This is a genomic window from Nocardia sp. NPDC003999 (assembly GCF_053604885.1).
The window spans coordinates 22,585-45,526 of record NZ_JBSGIB010000020.1 but is presented as its reverse complement, the minus strand read 5'-3'; the positions used below and the strand labels follow the sequence as shown (position 1 = coordinate 45,526).

21 protein-coding genes are annotated in these 22,942 nt (G+C 67.9%); 8 read left to right on the top strand and 13 right to left on the bottom strand.

Annotated features, from left to right (window positions below):
- Nucleotides 1–64 precede the first annotated feature (64 nt).
- The 5 genes from ACWESM_RS29245 to ACWESM_RS29225 all read right to left on the bottom strand — a co-directional run bounded on the left by ACWESM_RS29245 (nt 65) and on the right by ACWESM_RS29225 (nt 4,369).
- On the bottom strand, nt 65–853 hold the full coding sequence (locus ACWESM_RS29245; protein WP_397276487.1) for a hypothetical protein: 789 nt from the start codon (nt 851–853) through the stop codon (nt 65–67).
- 185 nt (nt 854–1,038) lie between these two features.
- Nucleotides 1,039–1,338: a recombinase family protein gene (locus ACWESM_RS29240; protein ID WP_452494488.1), complete on the bottom strand. Its 300-nt coding sequence runs from the start codon at nt 1,336–1,338 to the stop codon at nt 1,039–1,041.
- 29 nt (nt 1,339–1,367) lie between these two features.
- Nucleotides 1,368–3,461: an MMPL family transporter gene (locus ACWESM_RS29235; protein ID WP_452494558.1), complete on the bottom strand. Its 2,094-nt coding sequence runs from the start codon at nt 3,459–3,461 to the stop codon at nt 1,368–1,370.
- 11 nt (nt 3,462–3,472) lie between these two features.
- Nucleotides 3,473–4,006 (bottom strand): hypothetical protein, encoded by a 534-nt coding sequence (locus ACWESM_RS29230; protein ID WP_356966108.1) that lies wholly within the window; start codon nt 4,004–4,006, stop codon nt 3,473–3,475.
- Nucleotides 4,007–4,012: 6 nt separating this feature from the next.
- Entirely contained in the window at nt 4,013–4,369 is a 357-nt protein-coding gene (locus ACWESM_RS29225; protein ID WP_397276481.1) for a hypothetical protein, read from the bottom strand.
- Nucleotides 4,370–4,522: 153 nt separating this feature from the next.
- Here ACWESM_RS29225 and ACWESM_RS29220 point away from each other — a divergent pair, with 153 nt between their 5' ends.
- Genes ACWESM_RS29220 through ACWESM_RS29210 form a run of 3 tightly spaced genes read left to right on the top strand, consistent with a single transcriptional unit; the run spans nt 4,523 to nt 6,916 of the window.
- Nucleotides 4,523–5,536, top strand: coding sequence for a YncE family protein (locus tag ACWESM_RS29220; protein WP_452494485.1), 1,014 nt, complete (start codon nt 4,523–4,525; stop codon nt 5,534–5,536).
- Nucleotides 5,536–5,835, top strand: a complete 300-nt coding sequence (locus ACWESM_RS29215; RefSeq protein WP_355077997.1) for a DUF5703 family protein — start codon at nt 5,536–5,538, stop codon at nt 5,833–5,835. Before ACWESM_RS29220 ends, ACWESM_RS29215 begins: the two co-directional genes overlap by 1 nt.
- Before the next feature lie 4 nt (nt 5,836–5,839).
- Nucleotides 5,840–6,916: a quinone-dependent dihydroorotate dehydrogenase gene (locus tag ACWESM_RS29210; RefSeq protein WP_355077996.1), complete on the top strand. Its 1,077-nt coding sequence runs from the start codon at nt 5,840–5,842 to the stop codon at nt 6,914–6,916.
- Between the two features lie 10 nt (nt 6,917–6,926).
- On the opposite strand, the gene ACWESM_RS29205 is transcribed toward ACWESM_RS29210, so the two are convergent.
- Nucleotides 6,927–7,316, bottom strand: coding sequence for a hypothetical protein (locus ACWESM_RS29205; protein WP_355077995.1), 390 nt, complete (start codon nt 7,314–7,316; stop codon nt 6,927–6,929).
- A gap of 760 nt (nt 7,317–8,076) precedes the next feature.
- Between ACWESM_RS29205 and ACWESM_RS29200 the strand changes: the two genes are divergently transcribed.
- The 3 genes from ACWESM_RS29200 (at nt 8,077) to ACWESM_RS29190 (ending at nt 12,317) form a co-directional block, all read left to right on the top strand.
- On the top strand, nt 8,077–9,558 hold the full coding sequence (locus ACWESM_RS29200; protein WP_364435072.1) for a PfkB family carbohydrate kinase: 1,482 nt from the start codon (nt 8,077–8,079) through the stop codon (nt 9,556–9,558).
- A complete protein-coding gene (gene ribA / locus ACWESM_RS29195; RefSeq protein ID WP_356966117.1) occupies nt 9,555–10,295 on the top strand; it encodes a GTP cyclohydrolase II RibA in 741 nt (246 codons plus the stop codon). Before ACWESM_RS29200 ends, ribA begins: the two co-directional genes overlap by 4 nt.
- Nucleotides 10,296–10,484: 189 nt before the next feature.
- Nucleotides 10,485–12,317: an AMP-dependent synthetase/ligase gene (locus ACWESM_RS29190; RefSeq protein ID WP_397276472.1), complete on the top strand. Its 1,833-nt coding sequence runs from the start codon at nt 10,485–10,487 to the stop codon at nt 12,315–12,317.
- Nucleotides 12,318–13,212: 895 nt separating this feature from the next.
- Here ACWESM_RS29190 and ACWESM_RS29185 read toward each other — a convergent pair.
- The 3 genes from ACWESM_RS29185 to ACWESM_RS29175 all read right to left on the bottom strand — a co-directional run bounded on the left by ACWESM_RS29185 (nt 13,213) and on the right by ACWESM_RS29175 (nt 16,558).
- A complete protein-coding gene (locus ACWESM_RS29185; protein WP_452494481.1) occupies nt 13,213–13,491 on the bottom strand; it encodes a hypothetical protein in 279 nt (92 codons plus the stop codon).
- A gap of 2,010 nt (nt 13,492–15,501) precedes the next feature.
- Entirely contained in the window at nt 15,502–16,032 is a 531-nt protein-coding gene (locus ACWESM_RS29180; protein ID WP_397276465.1) for a class IV adenylate cyclase, read from the bottom strand.
- Nucleotides 16,033–16,105: 73 nt separating this feature from the next.
- Complete coding sequence (locus ACWESM_RS29175; protein WP_452494479.1) at nt 16,106–16,558, bottom strand: winged helix-turn-helix transcriptional regulator; 453 nt, start codon at nt 16,556–16,558, stop codon at nt 16,106–16,108.
- 84 nt (nt 16,559–16,642) lie between these two features.
- Here ACWESM_RS29175 and ACWESM_RS29170 point away from each other — a divergent pair, with 84 nt between their 5' ends.
- Nucleotides 16,643–17,953: an MFS transporter gene (locus ACWESM_RS29170; protein WP_452494477.1), complete on the top strand. Its 1,311-nt coding sequence runs from the start codon at nt 16,643–16,645 to the stop codon at nt 17,951–17,953.
- Nucleotides 17,954–18,038: 85 nt separating this feature from the next.
- Here ACWESM_RS29170 and ACWESM_RS29165 read toward each other — a convergent pair whose 3' ends face one another.
- Together ACWESM_RS29165 and ACWESM_RS29160 are read right to left on the bottom strand one after the other, a co-directional pair.
- The gene (locus ACWESM_RS29165) at nt 18,039–18,665 is read right to left on the bottom strand and encodes a hypothetical protein (RefSeq protein WP_452494476.1); all 627 of its coding nucleotides are present in this window, start codon (nt 18,663–18,665) and stop codon (nt 18,039–18,041) included.
- 309 nt (nt 18,666–18,974) lie between these two features.
- The gene (locus tag ACWESM_RS29160; protein WP_452494474.1) at nt 18,975–20,108 is read right to left on the bottom strand and encodes a hypothetical protein; all 1,134 of its coding nucleotides are present in this window, start codon (nt 20,106–20,108) and stop codon (nt 18,975–18,977) included.
- 651 nt (nt 20,109–20,759) lie between these two features.
- Here ACWESM_RS29160 and ACWESM_RS29155 point away from each other — a divergent pair.
- Nucleotides 20,760–21,890 carry an FAD-dependent oxidoreductase gene (locus ACWESM_RS29155; RefSeq protein WP_379252467.1) on the top strand — a complete coding sequence of 377 codons (1,131 nt, stop codon included), beginning with the start codon at nt 20,760–20,762 and terminating at the stop codon, nt 21,888–21,890.
- Nucleotides 21,891–22,097: 207 nt separating this feature from the next.
- On the opposite strand, the gene ACWESM_RS29150 is transcribed toward ACWESM_RS29155, so the two are convergent.
- Both ACWESM_RS29150 and ACWESM_RS29145 read right to left on the bottom strand, forming a co-directional pair.
- Nucleotides 22,098–22,325: a hypothetical protein gene (locus tag ACWESM_RS29150; RefSeq protein WP_379252466.1), complete on the bottom strand. Its 228-nt coding sequence runs from the start codon at nt 22,323–22,325 to the stop codon at nt 22,098–22,100.
- A 96-nt stretch (nt 22,326–22,421) separates the two neighbouring features.
- Nucleotides 22,422–22,796 (bottom strand): DNA-directed RNA polymerase subunit beta, encoded by a 375-nt coding sequence (locus ACWESM_RS29145; RefSeq protein ID WP_452494471.1) that lies wholly within the window; start codon nt 22,794–22,796, stop codon nt 22,422–22,424.
- Nucleotides 22,797–22,942: the final 146 nt, after the last annotated feature.

Sequence of the window (22,942 nt, the reverse complement as noted above, 5' to 3'; positions counted from 1 at the left end):
GGGGTGCGGTCAGGGATCGTGTCCTCGGGTACATGACGAACCGTGACCACAGCTGTTGCAGTGCTCATGTCGCCAGGAAGGTTCTGATGGCTTCGTCGCTGGAGAGGTGGTTGGCACTGATGGTGACGTCGATCGTCGGGTAGTTTCTGCGCACGGCCTCGGCGATGCCGGTGAGTCGATCGGCGACTACTGCGGGGTCGCGCAACGAATCCTGCCCAAGGCCGTCGAAGCCGGGGAACCCGTCGGCGACCAGGTTTACCTCGGGGTTGGTGATGATGTCGTCGTAGGTTTGGAATTCCACGCTGACGATCTTGGATGTGTCGACGCGACCCGGTGTGGTGAATACGCGGTCGCTGACTCCCTCGACGTAATCGGCCGCCGAATGCCCTTCCGCGGCCATCGGATTCACCCGGATACGGGTGGCGTCGATACCCAGTACCATCCCCGCGGGATGGAACCGCATCGTGCCGTCGCGGACATCGGTCCAGCTCGTGATCGTTCCGTACACACCGGCGATATCGGGGCCGTCGGTCAGGTAGACAACGTCTCCGGCGGTGCTGTGCGACGCTGTGCGGATATAGCCTTCCTCGGCTGTGGTTTCTGGTCCACGGAAAGCTCGGGGAAAAACTTGGTCGACCTGCCACAGGCGTGCTCCGTTGTAGAAACGATCCGGCGGCGCGGAACCGGGTTCCAGCAGCGGACGCGGGAACGACGGGTCGCCGGTATCGAAAGCATGGCGAAAACCTCTGTCGGCGTCGGAAAACACTCGGGCTGCCGCCGCGGCTTCACCAGCGACGGGCCTGACGCCGTGTTCGGCATCAGCTCTGGCCAATCTCCTGATCTCGTTGCTCAAGTGCTGGGCGAATCGGGCATACGCCCGTGCGATCACCTCGGATCTGGTCAGCAAGTCAACGCCCTCGGCTCGATCACCGCAGCTTCCCCGTCTTCTCCCGGCACCGTCGCCGACGTCCGTGTGGTCCTGTGTTCGCGACCGTCAGCCGTGCCGGGGATACAGCCGGGTCGAGCCCAAAGCTGCCGTCAGGGAGATCTGGTCGTCGCGTCTGGCAGGCCGCGGGCGGCGGGGTCGTCACCGACCGCTCGCGCGGTCGGGACCGAGCGGGCGAGCCGGTCGAGTCCCGGGACCACGAGAGCGTCCCCGGCGCGGGCCGCCGCGCGCGTCTGGTCGGGCCCGGGGCGCTCACGGTTGGTGCCTGTCGATCCGTGGACGGGACAGCTGCGTTGCCCGCTGCTGCCGAGCTCACACAACCGGTCGCGCTGAGCGATGAGATCCTTTGTGCCCGTGGAACAGCGGGCATAGACGATCAACGTGCCGGACATGCCCGAAAGCGTAAACGATTGCCGGTGTCCTACCGCCAGATCAGTTTCAGCACCGCGGGTGTCAGCAGCATGCGGATGACGGTGGCGTCCAGGATCAGGGCGGCGATCATGCCGTAGGCGATGTATTTCATCAGCACCAGATCCGAGAACCCGAACGCACCGGTGACCACGATGAGGATCGCGGCGGCGGAGGTGATCACGCCGCCGGTGTGGGCGATGCCGTAGCGGATGGCCTCGGGTGCGTCCGCGCCGGCGGCACGCGCTTCCGACACCCGCGACAGCAGGAATACCTCGTAGTCGGTGGACAGCCCGAACACCACCGTCACGATCAACGCCAGCACCGCGAACATCAGCGGTCCTGGCGTGAACTGGAAGATCCCCGCGCCGTGCCCCTCGACGAACATCCAGGTCAGCATGCCGAGGGTGGACACGAGGCTGAGCGCGCTCATGGCCACCGCTTTCAGCGCGAGCACCAGCGAGCGGAACGCCGCGTACATCAGCGCCAGCGCCGCGGCGACCAGGATGGCCAGCAGTACCGGCAGGCCGTCGAGCAGGCCGTTGATGCTGTCGCGTTCCAGGGCCGGCACGCCCGCGACCATCACCTGTGTGCCGGGCGGTTCGGGAATGGCGCGCAGTGCGGCGATCACCCGGTCGGCGTCGCGTTTGTCGGTCAGCCCGGCGGCGAGCACGTTGATGCCGTCCTTGGTGGGTGCGGCGGGTTCGAAGCGTCCGGTCAGGCCGGGGATCTGGTTGGCGGCGTAGCGGATGTCGCTCAACTGCTGTGGGTCGGCGCCGAGCACCACCAGTTTCAGTGGCTCGGTGCGGAAGCTGGGAAACAGGGCGTCGAAACGTTCCTGCGCCACTCGCGCCGGGTTGTCGTCGGACAGATAGCGTTCGCTCAGGCCGCCGAATTCGATGTGACGTATCGGGATGCTCAACGCCAGCAGGGCCAGCACGATCGGCACGGCCACCGCCAGGGGGCGGCGCATCGCCCACAGCGCCAGGCGGGAGAAGAAACCGGCGTCGATCTGGGCCTCGGTCTTGCTGCGGGAGAAGCGTTTCCACCCCAGGAAGTCGATGCGGCGTCCGACGATGCTCAACGCCGCGGGCAGCGCGGTCACCGACAGCAGCGCCGCCAGCAGCACCGAGCTGATACCGCCCAGCGGCACCGAGCGCAGCACCCCGTTGGGGAAGATGAACAGCGCCCCGAGGCTGAGGGCGATGATCGCCGCGGAGAACAGCACGGTGCGCCCGGCGGTGGCGACGGTGCGGGCGGTGGCCTCTTCGACGGTGTGGCCCGCGGCGAGTTCCTCGCGGAAGCGGGTGACGGTGAACAGGCCGTAGTCGATCGCCAAGCCCAGGCTGACCAGGGTCATCACGGCGCTGGCGAAGACGTTGACGTCGAGGTGGTCGGTCAGCGCCCGCAGCGCGCCCTGGGTGCCCAGGATGGTCATGCCGCCGATGAGCACCGGCAGCAGCGCGCCGATCACGCCGCCGAACACGAAATACAGCAGGATCGCCACCAACGGCAGGGCGATCATTTCCGCGCGTTTGATGTCGCGTTGCATGCCGGTGTTGATGCCTTCGACGATCGGCTGCAATCCGGCCAGTTGCACGGTCGTGCCGCCCGGGCCGCCGCCTGCGCGTCCGGCGCCGAGATGGTCTTCGATCGCGGCGTAGTTCTGCACCGTCGCGGTGCCCGAACCGCGCAGGCCGACGCTGGCGAAGGCGTGGGTGTGCGTGGCGTCGGTGGCCTGGGCGGAGAACGGGCTGTCCCAGTAGCTGTCGATCTTCTGGATGCGGTCGGGGTAGGCGGCCAGCAATCCGGCCAGGTGCTGGGTGACCGGGCCGCGGACGGCCGGGTCGTCGACGGTGGCGCCGTCGGGTGCGGTGTAGAGCAGGATCAGGTCGCTGTCGGTGTCGCGACCGAAGGTGCGGTCGGCCAGTTCGGCCGCGGCCACCGATTCGCTGCTCTCGTCGAACCAGCCCTCCTGGGTCAGCCGCCCGGCCAGGTCGCGGCCGTACCAGCCGGAGACCAGCACGAACAGTACGAACAGGGCGAGAACGAGGTAGCGGTTGCGGTGGACCCACCGCCCCCACCGCAGTGATCCGGAACGGCGCATCGCGTCGCGGGTCAGCCGCAGGCCGGGGTGCGGTAGTCGGCCGAGCGCAGGATGCCGCACAGGTCGGTGCGCGAGATCTTCCACTTGCCGTCGACGAGCACGAAGTGCACGACGGTGGTGCGGACCGCGGCGCCGGTTCCGTCCTTGTCCAGCCGCATGGTGGCGGTCAGGGTGCCGTCGTGGTTGTCGAACACCGGGTCGGTGACGCCGTAGACGGCGCGCGGGTTGTCCTGCAGCGCCTTGTACATGTCGGGGATGGCCTGGCGGAAGGATTCCCCGTCCTCGATGAGGGCGGTGCGTTCGCTGTCGGGCAGCGCAGGGTCCAGTGCCCGCTTGATCTGGGCGTCCAGGTCGGCGGCGGTGGGCAGCGGCGGGTGGGCGGCACGGGAGGACACGGCGATCGAGGACGACAGCGACGCGTTCGCCGAGGACCGGGCGGCGTCGACGGCGGCCTCGTCGGTTCCGGTGTCGCACGCGGCGACGACCGCCGTCAGCAGCAGACCGGCGGCGGTGAGCGCGGCGCGGGCGAGTGGTGTGTGGGTCATCACTTCCTACATACCTTCGATGACGGAGCTGATCCGTCCCAGCAGGGCACGCACGGTCGTGACGTCCCGTCCCGCGGCGGCCTCGATCGTCGCGGTGTCGGGGATCATATCCCGCACCAGGGCGGCGACACTGCGCTCGTCGTCGAGGTCGATGTCGGTGACCGTGGCGTCGGCGGTGGCGAGCACGTCCTCCGGGCCGGGGACGGCATCGCCCAGATCGCGGCGGTAGATCTCCAGTGTCAGGGTGGCGCGGATGGTGCGGAACGCGAAGGGGTGGCCCTCGGCGGTGGTCCCGAAGCCGTGCGCGTGGGGGCCTACGGTGATGTCGTCGATGACAAATCCCGACGTATGGTCGGCTTTCAACCCGGATCTCCCTGTATCGGACAGTGTGGTCTCCACCGTAGCCGCCGCCGCCGACATTCCGCTCGAGCCGCCACCCCGGTCGGTCGGTTGGTTGCCGCATCATGGTCAGATGGTGAGGTTGCGGAAAATTCGTCGGTAGAAGGAGTTCGGTGGATGCGTCCTCGCGGCTCGCTCGTCTCGGTGTTCGCGGGTGCGGCGGTGCTGGTGTTGCTGGCCGGCTGCTCCTCCGGCTCGGGCGGCCCTGATCTGCCGACCAGGGAACCGGCCACCCCCGCGGTCGCGCCTGCGGTGACGACGCCGCCGGTCGGGCGGGTGCTGCCCGCCGGTCCGCTGGCCGAGCTGCAAGCCGATTCCGGCGGCGGGTTGCTGGCCGGTCTGGACGGTTCGGTCCTCACCGTGCTCGATCCCGCCGCCGCCGCGCCGGTGGTGCGCACGGTGACGTTGCCCGATCGCGCGGGCGGTCTCACGCCGGGCAAGCCGGGTGAGATGCTGGCGGCCGCACCGGGGCGGGTGCTGCGGGTGGACCTCGCCTCCGGGGCGGTGTCCGCGGTGGCCGTCGACGGCGATGTGCGGTCGGTACGCGCACGCCCCGACGGCGGGTTGCTGGTCGGCACCGCCGACGGCCGGGTGCTGGACCTGGCACCCGACGGTGCGGTGACCCGCACGGTGTCCGGGCTCGTCTCCGCCGATGTGCTGGCCGAAGCCGACGGGAACCTGACCGTGCTCGACCGGCATCAGACCGCCATTTTCGAACTCGACCCGAGCGAACAGCGCCCCGGATTGGCGCTGCGCGCCGGTGACGGGGCCACGCAGCTGATCGGCGACACGCGCGGACGGTTCGTGGTCACCGACACCGCGGGCGGCGAACTGCTGGTCTACACCGCGGGACCACTCGTGTTGCGGCAGCGTTTCCCGGTAGGATCTTCGCCTTACGCACTTGCCTACGACCAGCGGTCGGACACCGTGTGGGTGACGTGCACGCAGCGCAACGAGGTCGTCGGATTCGACCTGTCGACTGGTATACCGAAGGAAGTGGGCCGCTACGCCACCGTCAGGCAACCGAACTCGGTGGCTGTCGAGCAACGCACCGGTGATCTGTTCGTGGGGTCCGCGACCGGCGACGGTCTGCAACGGATCGGTGCGGACGATCGGAAGAGAGGGCACTGATGGCTCGGACACCACACGCGGACGAGGATTCCGCGGCATCTACCGAACCGGCAGCACATCGGGGGCGCGGGCGCGCACTGCCCGCGGGCTGGGAAACCACCAGCGACGACTACGAGTACGTGCCGTTACGGCTGCCGCCGGATGTCACGCGGGTGACCGCGTCCATGCGGCTGGCGATCCAGGCGGAGTTCGGCGGCTGGGAACTCTCGCGGGTGCGCGCCTACACCGACGGCAGCAGGCGGGTGCTGCTGCGGCGGCGAAAATCCGCACTACTACCCCAGCCCGAACCCGGAATGTGAGCCGATGTACGCCCTGCTACTCCGACTGATGTTCCTGGTCGCGCCGGAACGCATCCACCACCTGGTCTTCGCGGTCATGCGGCTGGCCGCCTGGCTCGCGCCGCTGCGCTGGGCGATGAGCAAGGTCCTCGTCAGCCGCGATCCGATTTTGCGCGCCGAGGCGTTCGGGGTCGAGTTCCCCGCGCCGCTGGGACTGGCCGCCGGTTTCGACAAGAACGCCGACGGTGTGGATGCCTGGGCGCCGCTGGGGTTCGGTTTCGCCGAGATCGGCACCGTGACCGCGCAGCCGCAGCCGGGCAATCCGGCGCCGCGGCTGTTCCGGCTGCCCGCCGACCGCGCTCTGATCAATCGGATGGGGTTCAACAATCACGGCGCCGCCGCGGCCGCCGAACGGCTGCGTGACCGGCGTGGTGGGGTGCCGATCGGCGCGAACATCGGCAAGACGAAGATCGTGGCGCCCGAGGCCGCGGCCGCGGACTACGCCACCAGCGCCGCGCTGCTGGGGCCGCTGGCCGATTTCGTCGTGGTCAACGTCAGCTCCCCCAACACGCCGGGCCTGCGGGATCTGCAGGCGGTGGAATCGCTGCGGCCGCTGCTGCGGGCGGTGCTGGACAGTGTGCGGGTGCCGGTGCTGGTGAAGATCGCGCCGGATCTGTCCGACGAGGACATCGACGCCGTCGCCGATCTGGCCGTGGAACTCGGCTTGGCGGGGATCGTGGCCACCAACACCACCATCCGCCGGGACGGTCTGCGCACCGACGCGGCGCAGGTGGCCGCCATGGGGGCGGGTGGCTTGTCCGGTCCGCCGGTCGCCGACCGTTCGCTCGAGGTGCTGCGGCGGCTGTACCGGCGGGTGGGTGACCGGCTGGTGCTGATCTCGGTCGGAGGTATCGAAACCGTCGACCAGGCGTGGGAACGCATCCTGGCCGGGGCGACGTTGTTGCAGGGCTACACCGGTTTCATCTACGGCGGCCCGTTCTGGATGCGCAGGATCCATCGTGGGCTGGCGCAGCGGTTGCGTGCCGGGGGCTATCGCAGCATCGGTGAGGCCGTCGGCGCGGAGCACAAAGCCCACGCCTGAATCAGGTGAGCTAGCCGAGTACGAACGGTGGTTCGGCAGTGCGGGTGCGCACTCGCCGGGATCGTGGTCGATGCCCCGGCGGTGTCGGATCTCCCTTCGGCCGCAATTGCTGGCCCAGCCGAGCGGCCATTCGCTTGGCGAGCAGGATCACCGCGTGGTCGCGCAAGATGCCCAGTTGGTCGGCATAGGCCTCGACGCGGGCCTGGGTCATGCGGTCGTGCACGACGTGCGGGTCGCTGAGCAGTTCGTCCAAAGACATCCCGGCCAGTGCCTGGCCCCGGGTCAGCCGCCGGTCCGGTAGCCAGCTCAGCCGCCAGCTGTCGGTCGCGTCGGTGTCGCGGTAGGCCGATTCCGGGGTTATGTCACTGGTCATCGTCCATTCGGTGGTGTGTATGGTCATCGCGGTCTCCGGTGCAACAGGTGGAGTGAGGCCGGCTCCAGGGTGCTGAGTTCGATGATCACGAATGCCTCCTGTCGTGCATCCGCTGGTGCGGCGCGGTGCAGGCGCCGCATCGTGTGTTCCGCCGGTCCGGCGGGCGCGGTGGGTGTGCCCGGGCCGGAGAAGTCCGCTGCCGGGCCGGGTGGTCCAGGGGGTGGCTCGCTGCTGTGCGGCGGCCGGGGGCGCCGCGGTATCGGGCGAGTCGGTGGGCGTCGCGCGCCGAGGGTGGCGTGCGAGGCTGGATCGGCGCGGTGGCAGGCGCCACGGCTGTGGGATTCGGGAAACGGAGTGGGTAGCGGCCGTCGGGCCGAGAGGCCGGGGGCGCTACGGCGTGTGGTCGGCGTACCGGTGTGCCGCCGCGAGGCGGGTGATGACCGGCGCGTTGCCGCGGGGAGCGTCCGGCGGCCGGTTCAGTCCCTCACCTGCTTGGGCACCAGCTCGGTATCGGATCCGCCGGAGCGGTGTCGCCGTCGCCGTCGCGGCTGCCGTATCTGAAGAATCATTCTCATCACCAGCCCTCCCGATGTGCCTGGTGGTGCGATGGGGATCGCCACATACAGTGTGGCATTTGCCGTTCCCCGCGCGCAATTGCCGTTGTAATTTGGTAATTGACAATTTGCCCGCTGGCTAAACCCGATTTGCGTGGCCAACATGCGCGCGACGGCCCGGTGTCGCGCCGATAGAGGAGGGTGGCATCGCCATGGTCCCGCAGGATTCGGGAATGGTTGCCGTTCGCAATATCCTCACCCGCTTGTGCAAACGCTCCGGCCTGAGCTCGGATCGGTTGCGCAGCACCGAGATCGACGTACTACCCCTGCTGGATCTGCTGGCCGTGCGGCAGTACGCCCGGCGTGCGGGCGTCGACCGGGAAGAGGCGGTGCTGCCGCTGGTGCGCGAACTGGCGCTGCGCTTGGGCCCCACCCACCGGCTCGTCGTCGACGCGGAACTGTCACTGGGGCTGTTGCGCGAAAACCCGCCTGCCGGAGTGGATCCCGGCCGGCTCTACGCGCCGGACCTGGGTGAGCGCCGCGAATATCTCGCCGAGCGATGGGCGGTGTTGCACGAAGCCCTTGGGGCGCAACCGATTCCCGGCACACTGACGGTGCGCTCACTGCGTGGCGCCCCCGAGCGCCGGGCGTTCACCGAACTGGCCGCGCAACTGGCCACGGCATCGGTGTTCGACGGCGCGCACGTCGTCGACTTCGGTGCCGCGACGGAAACCGCTGCGGCCGAAACCGTTCCGGTGGACGACCGCAGTGTGGTCACGGTGATCGGCGACGCGGTCATCGACCACATGTACGTGGTCGACCGTATCCCCGGCTCCGGCGCGACCGCGCGCGGCAGCTACCGGGAGCATCCCGGCGGCAAGGGCCTCACCCGCGCCGTGGCCGCGGCCCGGCTGGGGCTGCGGGTGCGGTTGATCTCGGCGGTCGGCGACGACGACGCGGGCGATCGCATCCTGGAATACCTGCGCAGCGAACGCGTCGAGACCGAACTCGTCAAAGTGGTGCCTTTCGCGCCGACGCCCGTGACCGCGGTGATCGTGGCCCGCACCGGCGCGGCGAGCACGATCGGCTGCAAGGACGAGCGAATCCGGTTGAGCGCGCAGGAATTGCGCACCGACGCGATCCGTTCGGCGATCGCCACCGCGGACGCGGTGCTGCTGACGTTCGAGCAACCCACCGGCGTCATCGAGCAGATCATGGGGCAGCTGCGCGAACTGCCGCGGCGGCCGCTGGTGGTGGTGCATCCGGCGCCGCGATTGGAACGCCCGCAGTACCTGTATCAGCATCTCGGGGCGGTGGACTACCTCGTCGGCGGCGACAAGGACCTGCAAGCGCTGGCGATGGCCGGCGATGACGCGACCCGGTGTGGCGAGCCGACCGCCACACGGCTGCGCGCGCTCGGCGTCGGCGCGGTCTGCGCGATCCAGGATTTCCGGTGCGAGGTGTGGTCGGACCAGGTCAGCGACCGATTCCAGCCGTTCCCGACGGCGCTGGAGGACTCGGTGGGCGCTCACGCTGCCTTCTCCGCCGCCCTGGTATATCGTCTCGTTTCGACGCGCCGCCCCGCCGAACGCAACGACTACGTCTGGGCGACCGCCGCAATGGTGGCGACGCAATCGATCGGGGATGTCCCCGGGGCAATGCCACTGGTGAGTGAGGTCGAGCGAATTTACAAACTCGCTACGGAGGAGCATTGACCAAAGTTGTGGATCCTGCCGACACCGAGCATCGGTTCCGTCGCAACGGGCATGATCTGCGAGTTCGGGTGGTGGAGTTGACCGGGGAGGGCGAGAAGGGGCACCTGCTGCTGTTCGGCGCGGTCGCCGACGGCTGCCTGGTGCGGGTGCACTCGCGCTGCCTCTACGGAGAGGCGCTGCGGTCGCAGGACTGCGACTGCGGGCCGGAACTGGACAAGGCGCTGGATCTCATCCAGGCCGCGGGCTCGGGCGTGCTGGTCTACCTGGAACAGGAGGGCCGCGGCGCGGGCCTGATCGCCAAAGCGCTGGGCTACCGGGAAAGCGAGCGCTCGGGCGCGGATACCTTCTCGAGCTACGAAGCCCTCGGCTACCCAGCCGACGGGCGCACCTACGTGGCCACCGCTCGCGCACTGGCCGAACTCGGACTGCGCTCGGTGCAACTGTTGACCAACAATCCCGCCAAGGTCGAGGCCCTGCGGCAGGAAGGGTTGCGGGTCACCCCCGTGCCGTTGCGTACCCGGGCGCTGAGCGAACGCGCCCGCGAGTACCTCGAGGCCAAGCGCACCCGGCGCAAGCACTGGATCCCGACCGACTCCGCGCCGTGGGCGTTCGAGGAGCACGACAGCGCTCCCACCGGCGAACTGCGGGGGGCGGTGGACGCGGTCGTGCTCGCACCCGGTGAGAACGTCCGTCCGCGTCCAGGGCCCGGCGCCGCGCCGGATCTGATCGGTGCCTGAAGGATTGTTGAAGTTTGCCCCACCCGGCTTCCCGCCTGTGGCTACCATGAGTGAGCCGCGCCACATGTGGCGCGCCGACTCGTAGGACTGACAGCGCCTTCATCGCGCTGTGTCACGGCTTCGAGTCCTGGATCGGGCGTCGGCGCGGACCGGCGCCCGGTTCACGCCAGCGCTATCGGGAACAGGGATATGACGACAACAGAAATCGGATACGCGCATCAGTCGGGCAAAACGGTGTACACCGTTCCCGCCGCATTCCAAGAGACCGCGCGGCTGCGCCCCGACCAGATCGCCTTGCGCAAGGTGGGCGGCACCCAGCAGTACACCTGGCGCGAGTACGCCGCACGGGTGCGTTCGATCGCCGCGGGCCTGGCCGGGCTCGGCGTCGGCCACGGCGACACCGTCGGCATCATGCTCACCAACCGCCCCGAGTTCAATCTCGTCGACACCGCCGCCCTGCATCTGGGCGCCACCCCGTTCTCCGTCTACAACACCAGCTCCCCCGAGCAGATCACCCACCTGTTCACCAACGCGGGCAACAAAATCGTGGTGACAGAACAGGTCTTCCTCGACCGGATCACCGCCTCCGGCGTGCCGGTCGACCACATCATCCTGGTCGACGGCCCCGCCGAGGGCACCGTCACCCTGGAAGAGGTGGAGGCCGCGCCCGCCGCCGACTTCGATTTCGACGCCGCCTGGCAGGCCGTCGGCGCCGACGATTTGGCCACCCTGATCTACACCTCCGGCACCACCGGACCGTCCAAGGGCGTGGAGATCACCCACCGCAACGTGCTCGCCCAGATCATCGTCCTGGTCAGCGGCCCGCTGCAGGTCGGCCTGGACGACCGGGTGGTGTCCTACCTGCCCGCCGCGCACGTCGCCGACCGGATCTCCGCCCACGCGCTCAACCTGCTCACCGGCATCCAGATCACCACTGTCCCCGACCCGCGCGAAGTCGCCGCCGCGCTGCCCGACGCGCGCCCGACCACCTTCTTCGGCGTCCCGCGCGTCTGGCAGAAGATCAAGGCCGGTGTCGAGGGCAAACTCGCCGAAGAACCGAGCCCGGTCAAGAAAGCGCTGGCCAACTGGGCGATCAGCACCGGAATCGCCGCCGCACGCGCCGATCTGGCGGGCAAAGGACGCAGTCCCCTGCTGAGCGCGCAGCATCGGATCGCCGAGACGCTGGTGCTGTCCAAGCTGCGCCACGCCTTGGGCCTGGATCACCTGAAAGTCGCCTCCTCCGGCGCCGCGCCCATCCCGCCGGAGACCCTGGAGTACTTCCTCGGCCTCGGCTTCACCGTCAGCGAGGTGTGGGGCATGTCGGAAACCACCGGCGTGGGCACCTACACCGAACTGGACAAGCCTCGCCCCGGTTCGGTCGGGCGCGCGGCCGACGGCGTGGAGGTGCGACTGGACGCCGACGGTGAGGTGCTGGTGCGCGGCGCGATCGTCACTCGCGGCTACCGCAACATGCCGGACAAGACCTCCGAGGCCATCGACTCCGACGGCTGGCTGCACACCGGCGACATCGGCACCTTCGACGCCGACGGTTACCTGCGGATCGTGGACCGCAAGAAGGAACTGATCATCAACGAAGGGGGCAAGAACATCGCCCCCAGCAACATCGAGAACTCGGTGAAGGCCGCCTCCTCGCTGATCGGTCAAGTCGTGGCCATCGGTGACGCCAAGCCCTACATCGCCGCCCTGATCGTGCTCGACCCCGACGTCGCCGCCCTGCGCGCCAAGGAACTCGACGCCACCGGCGAGGACATCGCCGCCCTGGCCGCCCGGCCGCAGATCGTCGAGGAAGTACTCGCCGCGGTCCAGGCGGGCAACGCCAAACTGTCCCGCGTGGAACAGATCAAACGCTTCACCGTCCTGGGCGCGGTCTGGGAACCCGGCGGCGACGAGCTGACGCCGAAGATGTCGCTCAAACGCGCGCCCATCGCGGCCAAGTACAGCGCGGAGATCGAGGCGCTGTACGCCAAGGAACCCTCCGGCCAGGTGGTCAGCGTCAAGTAAGCCCGGCGAAAAGCGCTGTGGCCCAGAGCATCACGCCCGGGTCCACAGCGCTTTGTGGTCCCGGGCCCCAGAGACGAAGATCGTGGCCGTCATGCGACTGTCGCCACGCGCGACGAGATCAACAGTGGTTCCGGTAGTAACCGCGCGAAAAGCAACGGATACGGCGAAGGCGCAGTTCAGCGGCGGCGGTTGGCTCCCGGACCGAGCAACGCGGTGAGATCGCGCATCGCCTGCGGCGACGGTTTGAAGTAGCGGCGCAGGTTCTCGGCTTTGCGGTGCCGGGACTTGGCCATCAGTTCCAGCAGGCTGGCCCGGACTCCCCGAGGTGCGTCAGGCCGGAGTGCCGGAGTTCGTGCAGATCCCAGCCGGTTGCGGGTCCCTCGATCGCGGTGGCAGGGTCGAGCAGGTCCCGGGCCTGGTCGTAGGACAGCTGCGCCGGGCCGGTGTCAGGCAGAGGTCGCGCTCGGCGAGGTACTTGCCGGGCCGGCGGTGAGTGACGAACACCGGTCCCGGGTGCGTCCTCGGAGCAGTCGCGGCAACAGTCGGGCGGTGCCCGCGTCCCAGTACACCTTTTCCAAGACGTGCTCATGGTGGGCGGCACCGCGGCGGTGGGTGCGGTGTTCGGCGCCTTTGGACTTCACCCGGGCGCACCGTCCCGCCTGGTCCAGTTCTTCGATGTTGAGTTGGAGCAGTCCTCTGCGCGAGCGCATGTTTCGTAGAGCATCCGCCACAGTGTCTTCTCCTGGACATGGACCTCGCGGCGGGCGATGAGCCGGTCGATCGCGGCGCGCGAGCGCGCCGGGGTGTCGCAGTCCGGGCGAGGTCGACCGCGCAGCCGAGGCGGGCAGTTCCGGTCCGTCCCAGCCTTGTTCGGCGCACCAGCTCAGCCATTTGCCTACCGCGCGGCGCGGCGCGCGTTCCGAGTGTTGACCGCCGCTGCGCCCCACAGCGATTCCAGCGCTGCGCCGATCTCGGCGTCGGACACCGAGTCCAAGGCGCGCGAGCGCGCGATCAGTCCCTCGGGGCCGTGTCCGTCGAGGGCGTCGACGGTTTTGACGATCGCGAAGCCGGAGGCGCGGCGGGTGTTCGCCGATCCGATCGTGTCCAGGAACGCCTCGGCGCTGCGCAGGGTCCGAGCCGGCGGGGTGCGCGGCCGGGTCACGGTCGCGGCCATCGGCCCTAAGGGGACCGGGCATGTTGCGTCGCAGTCCGATCGCCGCAGTACGGCACTGACACTTCCCCGGATAGCAGACTGTCATCCGGGGAAGGAGATGCGCAGGCCCAGCCCACCGAACATGTAGGCAGTATGCGGAGCATGATCGTGCGTTCCGCCGACTGGCTGGCCGCTTCAGGCAGCGCGGCATGCGGCATGAGCGTGCGTTCTCGGCACGCCCGGTGGAGCGTCGAATCCAGGATTCGACAGGTGAACACCGTGCTCGAATCCGCGACCTACACGACCGAATGCATCGGAATGCGGGTCGCTGATAGAGGTCACGGTCACGATCCTGGCCGCCGACGGCCCGACCGATCTGCAGCTTGCCGCGGGTAGCGCCACGCCCGTGGCGGTGATGCAGTCTCTTCGAAAGTTCGGAGCGCTCTCCCTCGCCGAAGCCCCTGCGATGGCCGAGGAGCTCTGTCACCCGGGGGCTCAACGGAGCCGGGTCGAATTGGAAGTTCTAGCGATTGCGCTTCGCGCAACGGGTGCGCTTGTCACTACCCGGTCCTACGACACAATTTGAGCAGTCACTCATCGGCATAATGGTGCGTCGCCGAGCTCGAGATGTTCTCGGCGCGTCGTTTTCTCGTCGACCAGAGCTCGCGCCAAGTATCGCGCGCCACGTGGCATTAGAGTTCGTTGAAATGGCGGTGGACAGGGGGACTTTGTGACGTCCGATGAGTTGCGCGGCGAATGCCGCGATCTGGTGGCGGTGCGTTCGCCCGACGGACACATCCAGCGCTGGTCGGTGACAGCGCGAGCCCTTGTCACAGGTCGGTGGCGAGTCATGTTGACCGATGGGGCCGGCGGGGAATGGGTCGCTGAGAGCGACGATGTGTTCGATGGGTTCGCGGCGGTGCGAAAACTTCCGGAGGGCAGTGGTTTTCGATTTCTCGTTGTCGGCGCACGGCCGGAGTATTGGCCGACCCCGATGAGCAGTGGGATGGGTGGTGGGTTCGAGTTGTGGGCCCGCTACCGGTGTGGCCTTCGTAACGTTTTTCGTACTGCGATCGCAGGTGTGTCGCGAGGTCGCGGCTACCGGTACATATTTTCGCCCGCGCCCGCGTCGAAGGTTTCGACTGTCGAGCAACAGCACGCCTACCGTGAGCAGTGGCTGGCCTGGAGTCGGTTGAACTGATGTGACATTGGTACGAGCGCGCCTGCCTCCGAGGCACCGGCCAAGCTGTCCTGGCGCGCGATATGCGGCATGACAGTGCGTTAGCCGGTCAGAGCGGAGCCTCAGTCTGCCCGCCGCAGCCACTGAACCGTCATGACCGGGCGCGCTTCCAGGCTCGCGCTCGCTGTGCCGGTGCCGCCACTCGGTCCGGACACCACGGCGGCCGGCCCAGTATGAGCGGTTTCCCTGCTCGTGCGCTGCCGAGTAGCTTCCCGAGCAAGGTCAGGGTTGGAAGGTGACTGCGGTGAGTCGTTCACCGTCGGCCCATAAGCGCGCGTCTCGCCTACCTGAAGTGGCCGCTGCCGCCGCTCACCGGGCGAGCCCCAGCCTGGCATCGGAGCTTGTGGTCGGGCCGGTGGCGGTAACAGGCATGAGGTCGCTCGCCGACGGGTCGAGGTGTGCGCAGCAGAACCCAGGCCCTCCTCGAAAGTTCCCGCCGCAGCGGATCCCTATGGATCTCCCTGGCAGGCACCGTTATTGCTGCCCTCGTGGCGACGTCTGGACCTCACGCAGTTGGCTTGCACCCACCGCAATAGGCAACACTTGTAGTAATCGCGCGGAAAACACCTCATATGGCTGGACCAGTGGCGATGGCGTTGTGATCGGTTCGGGCTGCGGGCGGCCGCGAACACCTGCGTCGCCACGAAACCCGACCTCCACCACGCCGACCAACCTCATCGGCACCCGAGCCGAGCACCAAACATGCTGCGCCGCAGTCCGAATCAGTCGATCACCGCTGGTGAAGACAACTTCGTTGTTTTTCGCGCGATTACTACCAGAACCCCCAACACTCAGAACCGTAGTTCGCCGACAGTGTTGAGATCGATGCCGTGCCGCGCGTAGATCTTGATCGTGTTCTCGCCGGTCAGATCGGCTTCGGTGTAGCCGAGCAGTCCGGCGATCCGGATGACGTCGTCCTTGGTCGCGGCTTCGATCTCCAGATACGGCGGGATCCGCGGCCAGGTATCGATCTCGAGCTGCGCGCCGTCGAGGACGAAGCTGATCCGCTTGGTCTCCTGATAGGACTTCGCGGTGAAACCCAGCATCTCGAGCAGGGCATTGGCGGCGGCGAAGTCGTCGACGCTCACCTCGACTTCGTGGGTGCCGTCGATGGCGTCGCTGGTGATGTGCTTGACGGCGAGTGTGGTCCCATTGCCGTTGTCGCGCAGCCTGATCCACTTCGAGTCATCGCCCGGTGTGATGTCGTAGACGTAGCGGCGCATGAATCGCTCGCCGAGTTTCCGGCCGCCCTTGTCGATGATGTGCTGTTCGATGGCGCCGGGGTCGATGTCGAGAATCTTGGCTTCGTGCTCGATGGGCACTGCTGACTCCTGTTTCGGATGGGCGGTCGATCGAACTTACCCGCCGCGCGCCGCTGGTACCGCCAACTCCTGCTCAGCCGACCTTGTCGACTCGGGTCGTTGCCGCGGTGAGGGTCTTGCCTGCCGGGGTTTGCGGGCGCAGTTCGGCGACCGGGCTGCCGTCGAGGTCCAGGAGTGTGGAGCGCGGCTCGTTGCCGGTGAAGGCGTGGCGTTCTCCCCACTGGCGCAACGCGACAAGCGTGGTGAAGAGGTCCTGCCCGGCTTCGGTGAGTTCGTAGATGTGCCGCTTGCCGCCGGGGTTCGGGCTGCTGGTGAGGATGCCGTGATCCACCAGCCGACGGAGGCGGTCGGCGAGGATGTTCCGCGCGATGCCCAGGCGCTGCTGGAACTCGGTGAACGCGGCCGCGCCGTCCATGGCCTCGCGCACGATCAGCAAGCTCCACCGATCGCCCACCAGGTCGATCGTTCGGGCTACGGGGCAGGTGGGGTCGGTCCACTCGCGTGCGGAACCGAGCGGCGTCGTCATCGCACTCCTCCCTATCGGTTGCAATACGAAACCATTATGCCTACGCTTCAATGGTTTCATTTTGCTACCAATGATGGAGGTGTGGTGTCGACCGGAGTTACACGATCGCAGCGATGGATCCTGGCGCTGATCTGCGCCGTGGCGGTGTCGACCATCTACGCGATCCAGCCCGTAACCGAAGCGGCGGGACGGGATCTGGGGCTGTCGCCGCAGTCGCTGGGCGGGCTGGTCGCCGCCGGACAGATCGGCTACTTCGCCGGTCTGGTGGTCTTGGTGCCGCTCGGAGACGTGGTGAACCGCCGCCGCCTCATCACCGCGCATCTGGCACTCACCGCGGTGGGCACCGCTATCGCGGCCGCAGCACCGAACGGTGTTTCCGTGATGGCGGGGTTGGCGATCGCGGGGTTTTTCGCAGTCGTGGTGCAGGTGACGGTCGCGTATGTCGCTGCTGTCTCCGAGCCGGGCGAGCGGGGCCGCAATATCGGGGCCGTCACCTCGGGCGTGGTGATCGGCATTCTCGGTGTCCGTGTCCTCGCGGGCGCGCTGGGCGATACGGTCGGCTGGCGAGCGGTCTACGCGCTGCTCGCCGCGTCCTGTGCGGTGCTCGCCATCACCGCCCGAGCGAGGCTGCACCCGGACCACAGGACGAGCGAGGTGCGATACACGCAGATGCTGGCATCGATGGGACGGCTCGTGCGCACAGATCGACTGTTGCTGAGCCGGGGCCTGATCGCCCTGTTCCTGTTCGCGTCCTTCGGGACCCTGTGGAGCGGGCTCGCGCTGCCACTCGGCGCCGAGCCGTGGAAGCTGGGCACCACCGAGATCGGGCTGTTCGGATCGGCCGGGCTGGCCGGAGCGCTCGGGGCCGCCCGTGCGGGACGATGGGCCGATTCCGGTCGCGCGCAAACGATCACCGGCTGGTCACTTGCTCTGCTCACCGGCTCCTGGTTGCTCATCGCCCAAGCCCGATCGAGCCTCTGGCCGCTCATCGCCGGTATCGTCCTGCTCGACTTCGCCGTCCAAGCCGTGCACGTGAGCAGCCAGCACCTGCTGACCACCGCCCATCCGAACCGCGCCAGCAGCGTCATCGGCGTCTACATGGCCTTCTACTCCCTCGGATCCGCCCTCGGCGCCATCACGACCACCTGGGCATACAGCTCGTGGGGATGGCTGGGCTCCTGCTGGGTCGGCGCGATCTACGCCCTGTCGGCACTGATGCTGTGGGGGCTGGGCCGACTCGGCGGCATCGCGCGTCCCGCCGACCCGAGTGCCCAAGGCGCGAAAGCGCGGACGAACGCCGACCCCCGGCTCCGGATCCCACCGCCCACAGCTCGTTCCGCGAGCGCCCCGCACTCTGAGCTGGAGTGCCGAGCCGGATCGTCGGAGCATCCTTGACGGATGGCAGGCATCCGGCCTGCCACACACGCCTGCGCGCTCGGCGCGAAGCCGCCCCGACCCGCGGTGGTCGATGTTCGCGGGCTCACTGCCACAACTGCTTCGACCAGTCACCCCGAACGCGATAGGCACGGCCATCGCCGATCTGCGTCGTCCCGCCGGGAACGACATCCCCGTGGTAGGGGTACTGCTCCGTCACCGCCGCCAGCACGAACTCCAGGAAGCCGCCCTCGAACAGGTCCCACTCCCGCATCGAGTCGAACTTCGCGGCGACCGGCCACCGGTCCGAGTCCGGGCCCCGCATCAGCCAGAAGAACTGGTCGGAGCTCCAGTTGTTGCCCCACTTCAAAAGCCCGCCCTCGGCCGGGAACAGCGGATACGGGCACTCGTCGTAGTCCCCGCCCTGGTAGGCCTGGGCCAGCATGGCGCAGTATCCGTAGGGCTCCGTCGTGAAGTACAAGAATCCCTCGAAACCCAGCGGCGCCCCGATCTGGGGGCTGGGCGCTGCTGATGGTGTGTAGATGTGCAGCTCGTCCCTGATGCTCACCATCCCGTACCGGTCGGCGAACGCCCGGTAGTCCGCGGGCAGTTGGAAACCGATCGTCTCGGGCCCGAGCTCCCACGGAACCGGGACCACTCCGCCCACAGGCGGCGGCCCGATCACCGAGCCGAGCCGGTCCAGCATTTCCTCGATGTTCACGTCCACTCCCATCAGCCGTCCGTTCTCGCTGGAGGCTATCCACCTCCCAGAGTTGGAAGCACGGGGTCGGGTTCCGCTCGCCCTGATGTCCGAACACACCCGCGACGGGCTGGCCGCAGCCAGAGCCCGAGGACCCACTGGCGGCCAGAACCCCGGACTCGGCCCCCGGGAGGTGTGTCCGGATCGGCAAATGTACGACAAAAGTGACTGATCACAGCCCTAGCGGCGCGCTTATCCGGAGCATCACCATCGGCCGCGAAGTCGCTGGATGTCCCAGCCCAGACCCCAAGTCGAGCTGTTTTTCGCCTGCCCGAGAGTTGATCAGTACGCCCACGAGCTGTTCAGTAGCCCCTGCGCCGCAGTGACGATGTCTGTAGCAAGCTGGGAAGGCGTGGCGGTTTGGTTGGCTTCCCAGTCGCTGTAGCGGTCGGTGAGCTCCAGCAGCGGGCGCAGCGATTGCGGCCGGTCGAGCTGCATCCAAGCCTGGGTCGCGATCAGTTCGGCACCGATCACGGGCGGCAGATGGCCCTGTATGATCTGACGAAGCCACCATCGAACCAGCAGGTGCCGGACATCGCGCTCACCGGTGGGAATCGTTGCCACGATGTCGAGTTCGTCCAGCACCTGGTCGAACAGTTCCTCGGCTCGGTCTTGCTCTGCTCGAGTGAGTCCGCCGAGCAGAGGCAGGGACTCGCTGTCGATATCGACAACCAGTGCGACGAGGGCAGCTTCGATGAGCTTTTGCGGTTCCACCGGGCGTCCGATGAGACGTTCCAGCGCCAGCATGCGCAGTTGTTCTACGGCTTGGTCGGGACTGACAGCGTAGGGATCAGACGGTGCGACGACCCGCAAGGTCGGTGGTCCGCCGCTGTCGCCGAGCAGGTAGTTCCAAAAGGGAACTGTTGCGTGAGCCAAGTCGAGGTCGCTGGCCTGTCTCAGAAATTCATGCCGAAGATAGTCGGAAAGGTCCAGGCCGTAGTAAATCGCGTCGGTCCGGACAATCGACAGCACCGGGTGACCCCATTGCCCCGCGATGCCGGGCAGGAACCGATGACCGAAAACAGGAACCAGCCGCGGCGCGGCCTCGAGCCCGCGGCGCGCGATCCCCAGACATCGGATCGGATCAGCGGGCCGGTCACCCCATGCCGGGTGCCAGAAACCGTTGTGCTCAACGTCGAAAAGCACACCCTCGGCGGGTTGAGCGAGCCACGCACGCAAGACTTCCGTGTCGTCGCGTCGCCAGTCCGGCCAGCCTCGCCATCCGGACTCAGGCTCGTCCACGGGAAGTCCGGCCGCCAGGAAGGCTCGGTGGTCGTCGGCGAATCGAAAGTTGTAGCGGGATTCGATGGCGTCGAATTCGCTGTCGGTCAGCCCCGGTGTGATCTCGGCCGGCAGCTGGCGCTGGAGCCGGCGGGCAGATTCGATCGACAGCCTGTCACGCCGGTGCTCATCCATGGCCGCTCGAACACACCGCTACCCCGCTCCGCCCGAACGGGTTCGTTCCGATCCTCACGCGACCTCATTGTCCTCGGCTCCTTCATCGAACCCCCCCCCACCAGGCACGGGAAGGAACATGCCCGCCCCTCGCCGGCATCATGCACCCCGCACGCGGTTGCTGCCCGCCGTGTAACGAACCAGCAGGGGTCAACGCCGGTGTCGAGATGTCGACCCGCGCAGGAAGGTCGATGCCGCAAGACGACACCACTGAAACTCCTTGCCGCACAACGCGAATAGCTATCGGTGGTTCCTCAGCGCCGAATTCCGCGGACTTGGACCTCAACCCCCTACCCGCCGACGATTCTGGCCAACGTCGGTTCCGCGGACAAGTCGGGGACACAGATCAATGAGGTGCTCTGCACCGCAAACGTGTACGGGCCCGGTAGGCCCCGGCGCCCGGCCCTTCGTGAAAGCTGTCGAGCAACCGGGGCTGTCAGTCCGGTCGATCCATTCCCAGCGCAGATCTGAACGCAGGCAAGGCGTTTCATGGCTGGATGCCTGACGAGTTTCACGCTGCGCGTGGCCGTATGCGGCATACGGGGGATGGACGCATGCGGGTGCAAGCCGGGCGCAAGGACGGTGCAATCCCTGCCCAGCACTCTCGTCACCATGACCAAGTCAGTAACGATCATCGGCGCCGGACTCGGCGGACTCGCTCTGGCCCGCGTCCTGCACGTCCACGGCATCCCGGCCACGGTGTACGAGGCCGAACCGACCCCGACGGCACGCACGCAGGGCGGCATGCTCGACATCCACGACTACAACGGCCAACTCGCCATCGCGGCGGCCGGACTGATGGACGAATTCCGCGGCCTCATCCTGGAGGGCCGCCAGGCGATGCGGGTCCTCGACCCGAACGGGACCGTCCTGCTGGACAAACCCGACGACGGCACCGGTGGACGCCCCGAGGTGCAGCGTGGCGAACTGCGACAACTGCTGCTCGACTCGCTGCCGGCAGGCACCGTCCGATGGGGTCACAAATTCAGCGGCGCTCGCGCTCTCGGCGCGGGCCGCCACGAGGTCACCTTCGCCGATGGCAGCACGGTCGTCACGAGCCTGCTGGTCGGCGCCGACGGCGCGTGGTCACGGGTCCGGCCGCTGCTGTCCACCGCCGTACCCGACTACACCGGCGAGTCGTTCGTCGAGACCTACCTGTTCGACGCCGACACCCGCCATCCCGCCGCCGCGGAAGCGGTCGGCGGCGGGTCGATGATGGCGCCCTCGCCGGGCCGAGAGATCCACGCGCACCGGGAAAGAGGCGACACCTTGCACGCCTACGTGGTGCTCGCCCGGCCGTACGACTGGTTCGCCGCCATCGATTTCACCGATGCCGCCGCGGCCACCGCACGGATCGCGCAGGAGTTCGACGGCTGGGCACCGGAACTCACCGCACTGATCACCGACGCCGACCTACCGCCGGTCTGGCGCCCGCATTACACCCTGCCGATCGGGCACCGGTGGGATCGGATACCAGGGGTGACCCTGCTCGGCGACGCCGCCCACCTCATGCCCACGAACGGCGAAGGCGCCAACCTCGCCCTGCTCGACGGCGCCGAACTCGGCAACGCCCTCGCCGCGCACCCCGACGACATCGAGACCGCCCTGAGCGAATACGAGCAGAACATGTTCGCCCGCAGCACCGAGGTCGCCACCCAAACCGCCGAGCTCTTCGGGGACCGGAACGACGGAACGGCCCAGGGCCTGGTCGCCGCGTTCACCGCACGCGAGCACACCCCCTGACCTCGAGCCACTCCGTCGGGCATTCGTACCTGACGCGGGCGCGCGTTGATCGGCAACCCAGCTTCCCTCCGGATCGGTTGAAAAACCAGGCTTGTCAACGCGCGCTCGCGCCGAACACCCACATCGACCGGCAGCTACCCGAATTTCGATGGTTGCGCGACTACGACCGGAACCCTGCCCGGGGCCGCAGCGCGTTCGGGCCGACTTTCACGGCTCCAGATACAACCGCTCGCACGGCAGGCGCGGATGCCCGTCGGTGTCGTCCATCGACACCTCGACCGCGTCGTGCCAGTGCCGGGCGCGCCATTCCTGGACGAACAAGCACGCGGCGGTCACGCAGGCGACGAAATCCATCCGGACGCCGTGCCAGAACACCGACAAATGGACATCCGGCTCGGACGGCAGCGGAGACACGCCGCGCTGATCGCCGTTCACCGTTGCGGCTCCGTCGGCGCGTGTCGAACATGGAGACCGCAGCGTTCGCATCCGCCGATCCCGCAGCGCGTCAACGTGTTCCACACCGCAGGCGCATCATGCATACGCGATGCCCCGCTTCCGGCGAGCAATGCTTTCGGCCACGCATCCACGGATAGCGGCCACAACGACGCTTCCCGAGGGACGAAAAGCGCTGGCGGGTCGAGTGACCCACGCACGGAACGTGGTACCGCGATCGGCCGGACTCGGCAACGCCACGGTTCCACCAGCGCCCACGAGCGAGACATTGAGCCGGAACATCTCCGCGAACAGCGTGATGTCATCGGGAAGGTCGGGCTGCGTCAGATACGTCCACCGCTTCGACCGAGGATGCGACATGATCGGCCCGATAGCGTGGTGGTGCCGCTGCATCCATACCTTCACGTCCTGCCCCAGCATGGCGGGCATGATCACCGCCCACGCCACCCCCATGCGTAGCACTATGCGCCCCACCTGAGGCGGATCGACCTCCGCAGGCAGATCGCACACCTGCCGGTAGTAGGCGCACCGGGACAGCGGTGTGTTCCCGAAAAGTACCCGGCCTATCATCAAACCCCCTGCTCAGATCAATCGACGGT

Bases quoted from the DNA above. Each gene is read 5' to 3' on its own strand.
- ACWESM_RS29240 (WP_452494488.1), bottom strand. From the start codon at position 1,338: ATGTCCGGCACGTTGATCGTCTATGCCCGCTGTTCCACGGGCACAAAG.
- ACWESM_RS29235 (WP_452494558.1), bottom strand. From the start codon at position 3,461: ATGCGCCGTTCCGGATCACTGCGGTGGGGGCGGTGGGTCCACCGCAAC.
- ACWESM_RS29230 (WP_356966108.1), bottom strand. From the start codon at position 4,006: ATGACCCACACACCACTCGCCCGCGCCGCGCTCACCGCCGCCGGTCTG.
- ACWESM_RS29220 (WP_452494485.1), top strand. From the start codon at position 4,523: ATGCGTCCTCGCGGCTCGCTCGTCTCGGTGTTCGCGGGTGCGGCGGTG.
- ACWESM_RS29215 (WP_355077997.1), top strand. From the start codon at position 5,536: ATGGCTCGGACACCACACGCGGACGAGGATTCCGCGGCATCTACCGAA.
- ACWESM_RS29210 (WP_355077996.1), top strand. From the start codon at position 5,840: ATGTACGCCCTGCTACTCCGACTGATGTTCCTGGTCGCGCCGGAACGC.
- ACWESM_RS29205 (WP_355077995.1), bottom strand. From the start codon at position 7,316: ATGACCATACACACCACCGAATGGACGATGACCAGTGACATAACCCCG.
- ACWESM_RS29200 (WP_364435072.1), top strand. From the start codon at position 8,077: ATGGTTGCCGTTCGCAATATCCTCACCCGCTTGTGCAAACGCTCCGGC.
- ACWESM_RS29190 (WP_397276472.1), top strand. From the start codon at position 10,485: ATGACGACAACAGAAATCGGATACGCGCATCAGTCGGGCAAAACGGTG.
- ACWESM_RS29185 (WP_452494481.1), bottom strand. From the start codon at position 13,491: ATGGCCGCGACCGTGACCCGGCCGCGCACCCCGCCGGCTCGGACCCTG.
- ACWESM_RS29175 (WP_452494479.1), bottom strand. From the start codon at position 16,558: ATGACGACGCCGCTCGGTTCCGCACGCGAGTGGACCGACCCCACCTGC.
- ACWESM_RS29165 (WP_452494476.1), bottom strand. From the start codon at position 18,665: ATGGGAGTGGACGTGAACATCGAGGAAATGCTGGACCGGCTCGGCTCG.
- ACWESM_RS29160 (WP_452494474.1), bottom strand. From the start codon at position 20,108: ATGGATGAGCACCGGCGTGACAGGCTGTCGATCGAATCTGCCCGCCGG.
- ACWESM_RS29155 (WP_379252467.1), top strand. From the start codon at position 20,760: ATGACCAAGTCAGTAACGATCATCGGCGCCGGACTCGGCGGACTCGCT.
- ACWESM_RS29145 (WP_452494471.1), bottom strand. From the start codon at position 22,796: ATGGGGGTGGCGTGGGCGGTGATCATGCCCGCCATGCTGGGGCAGGAC.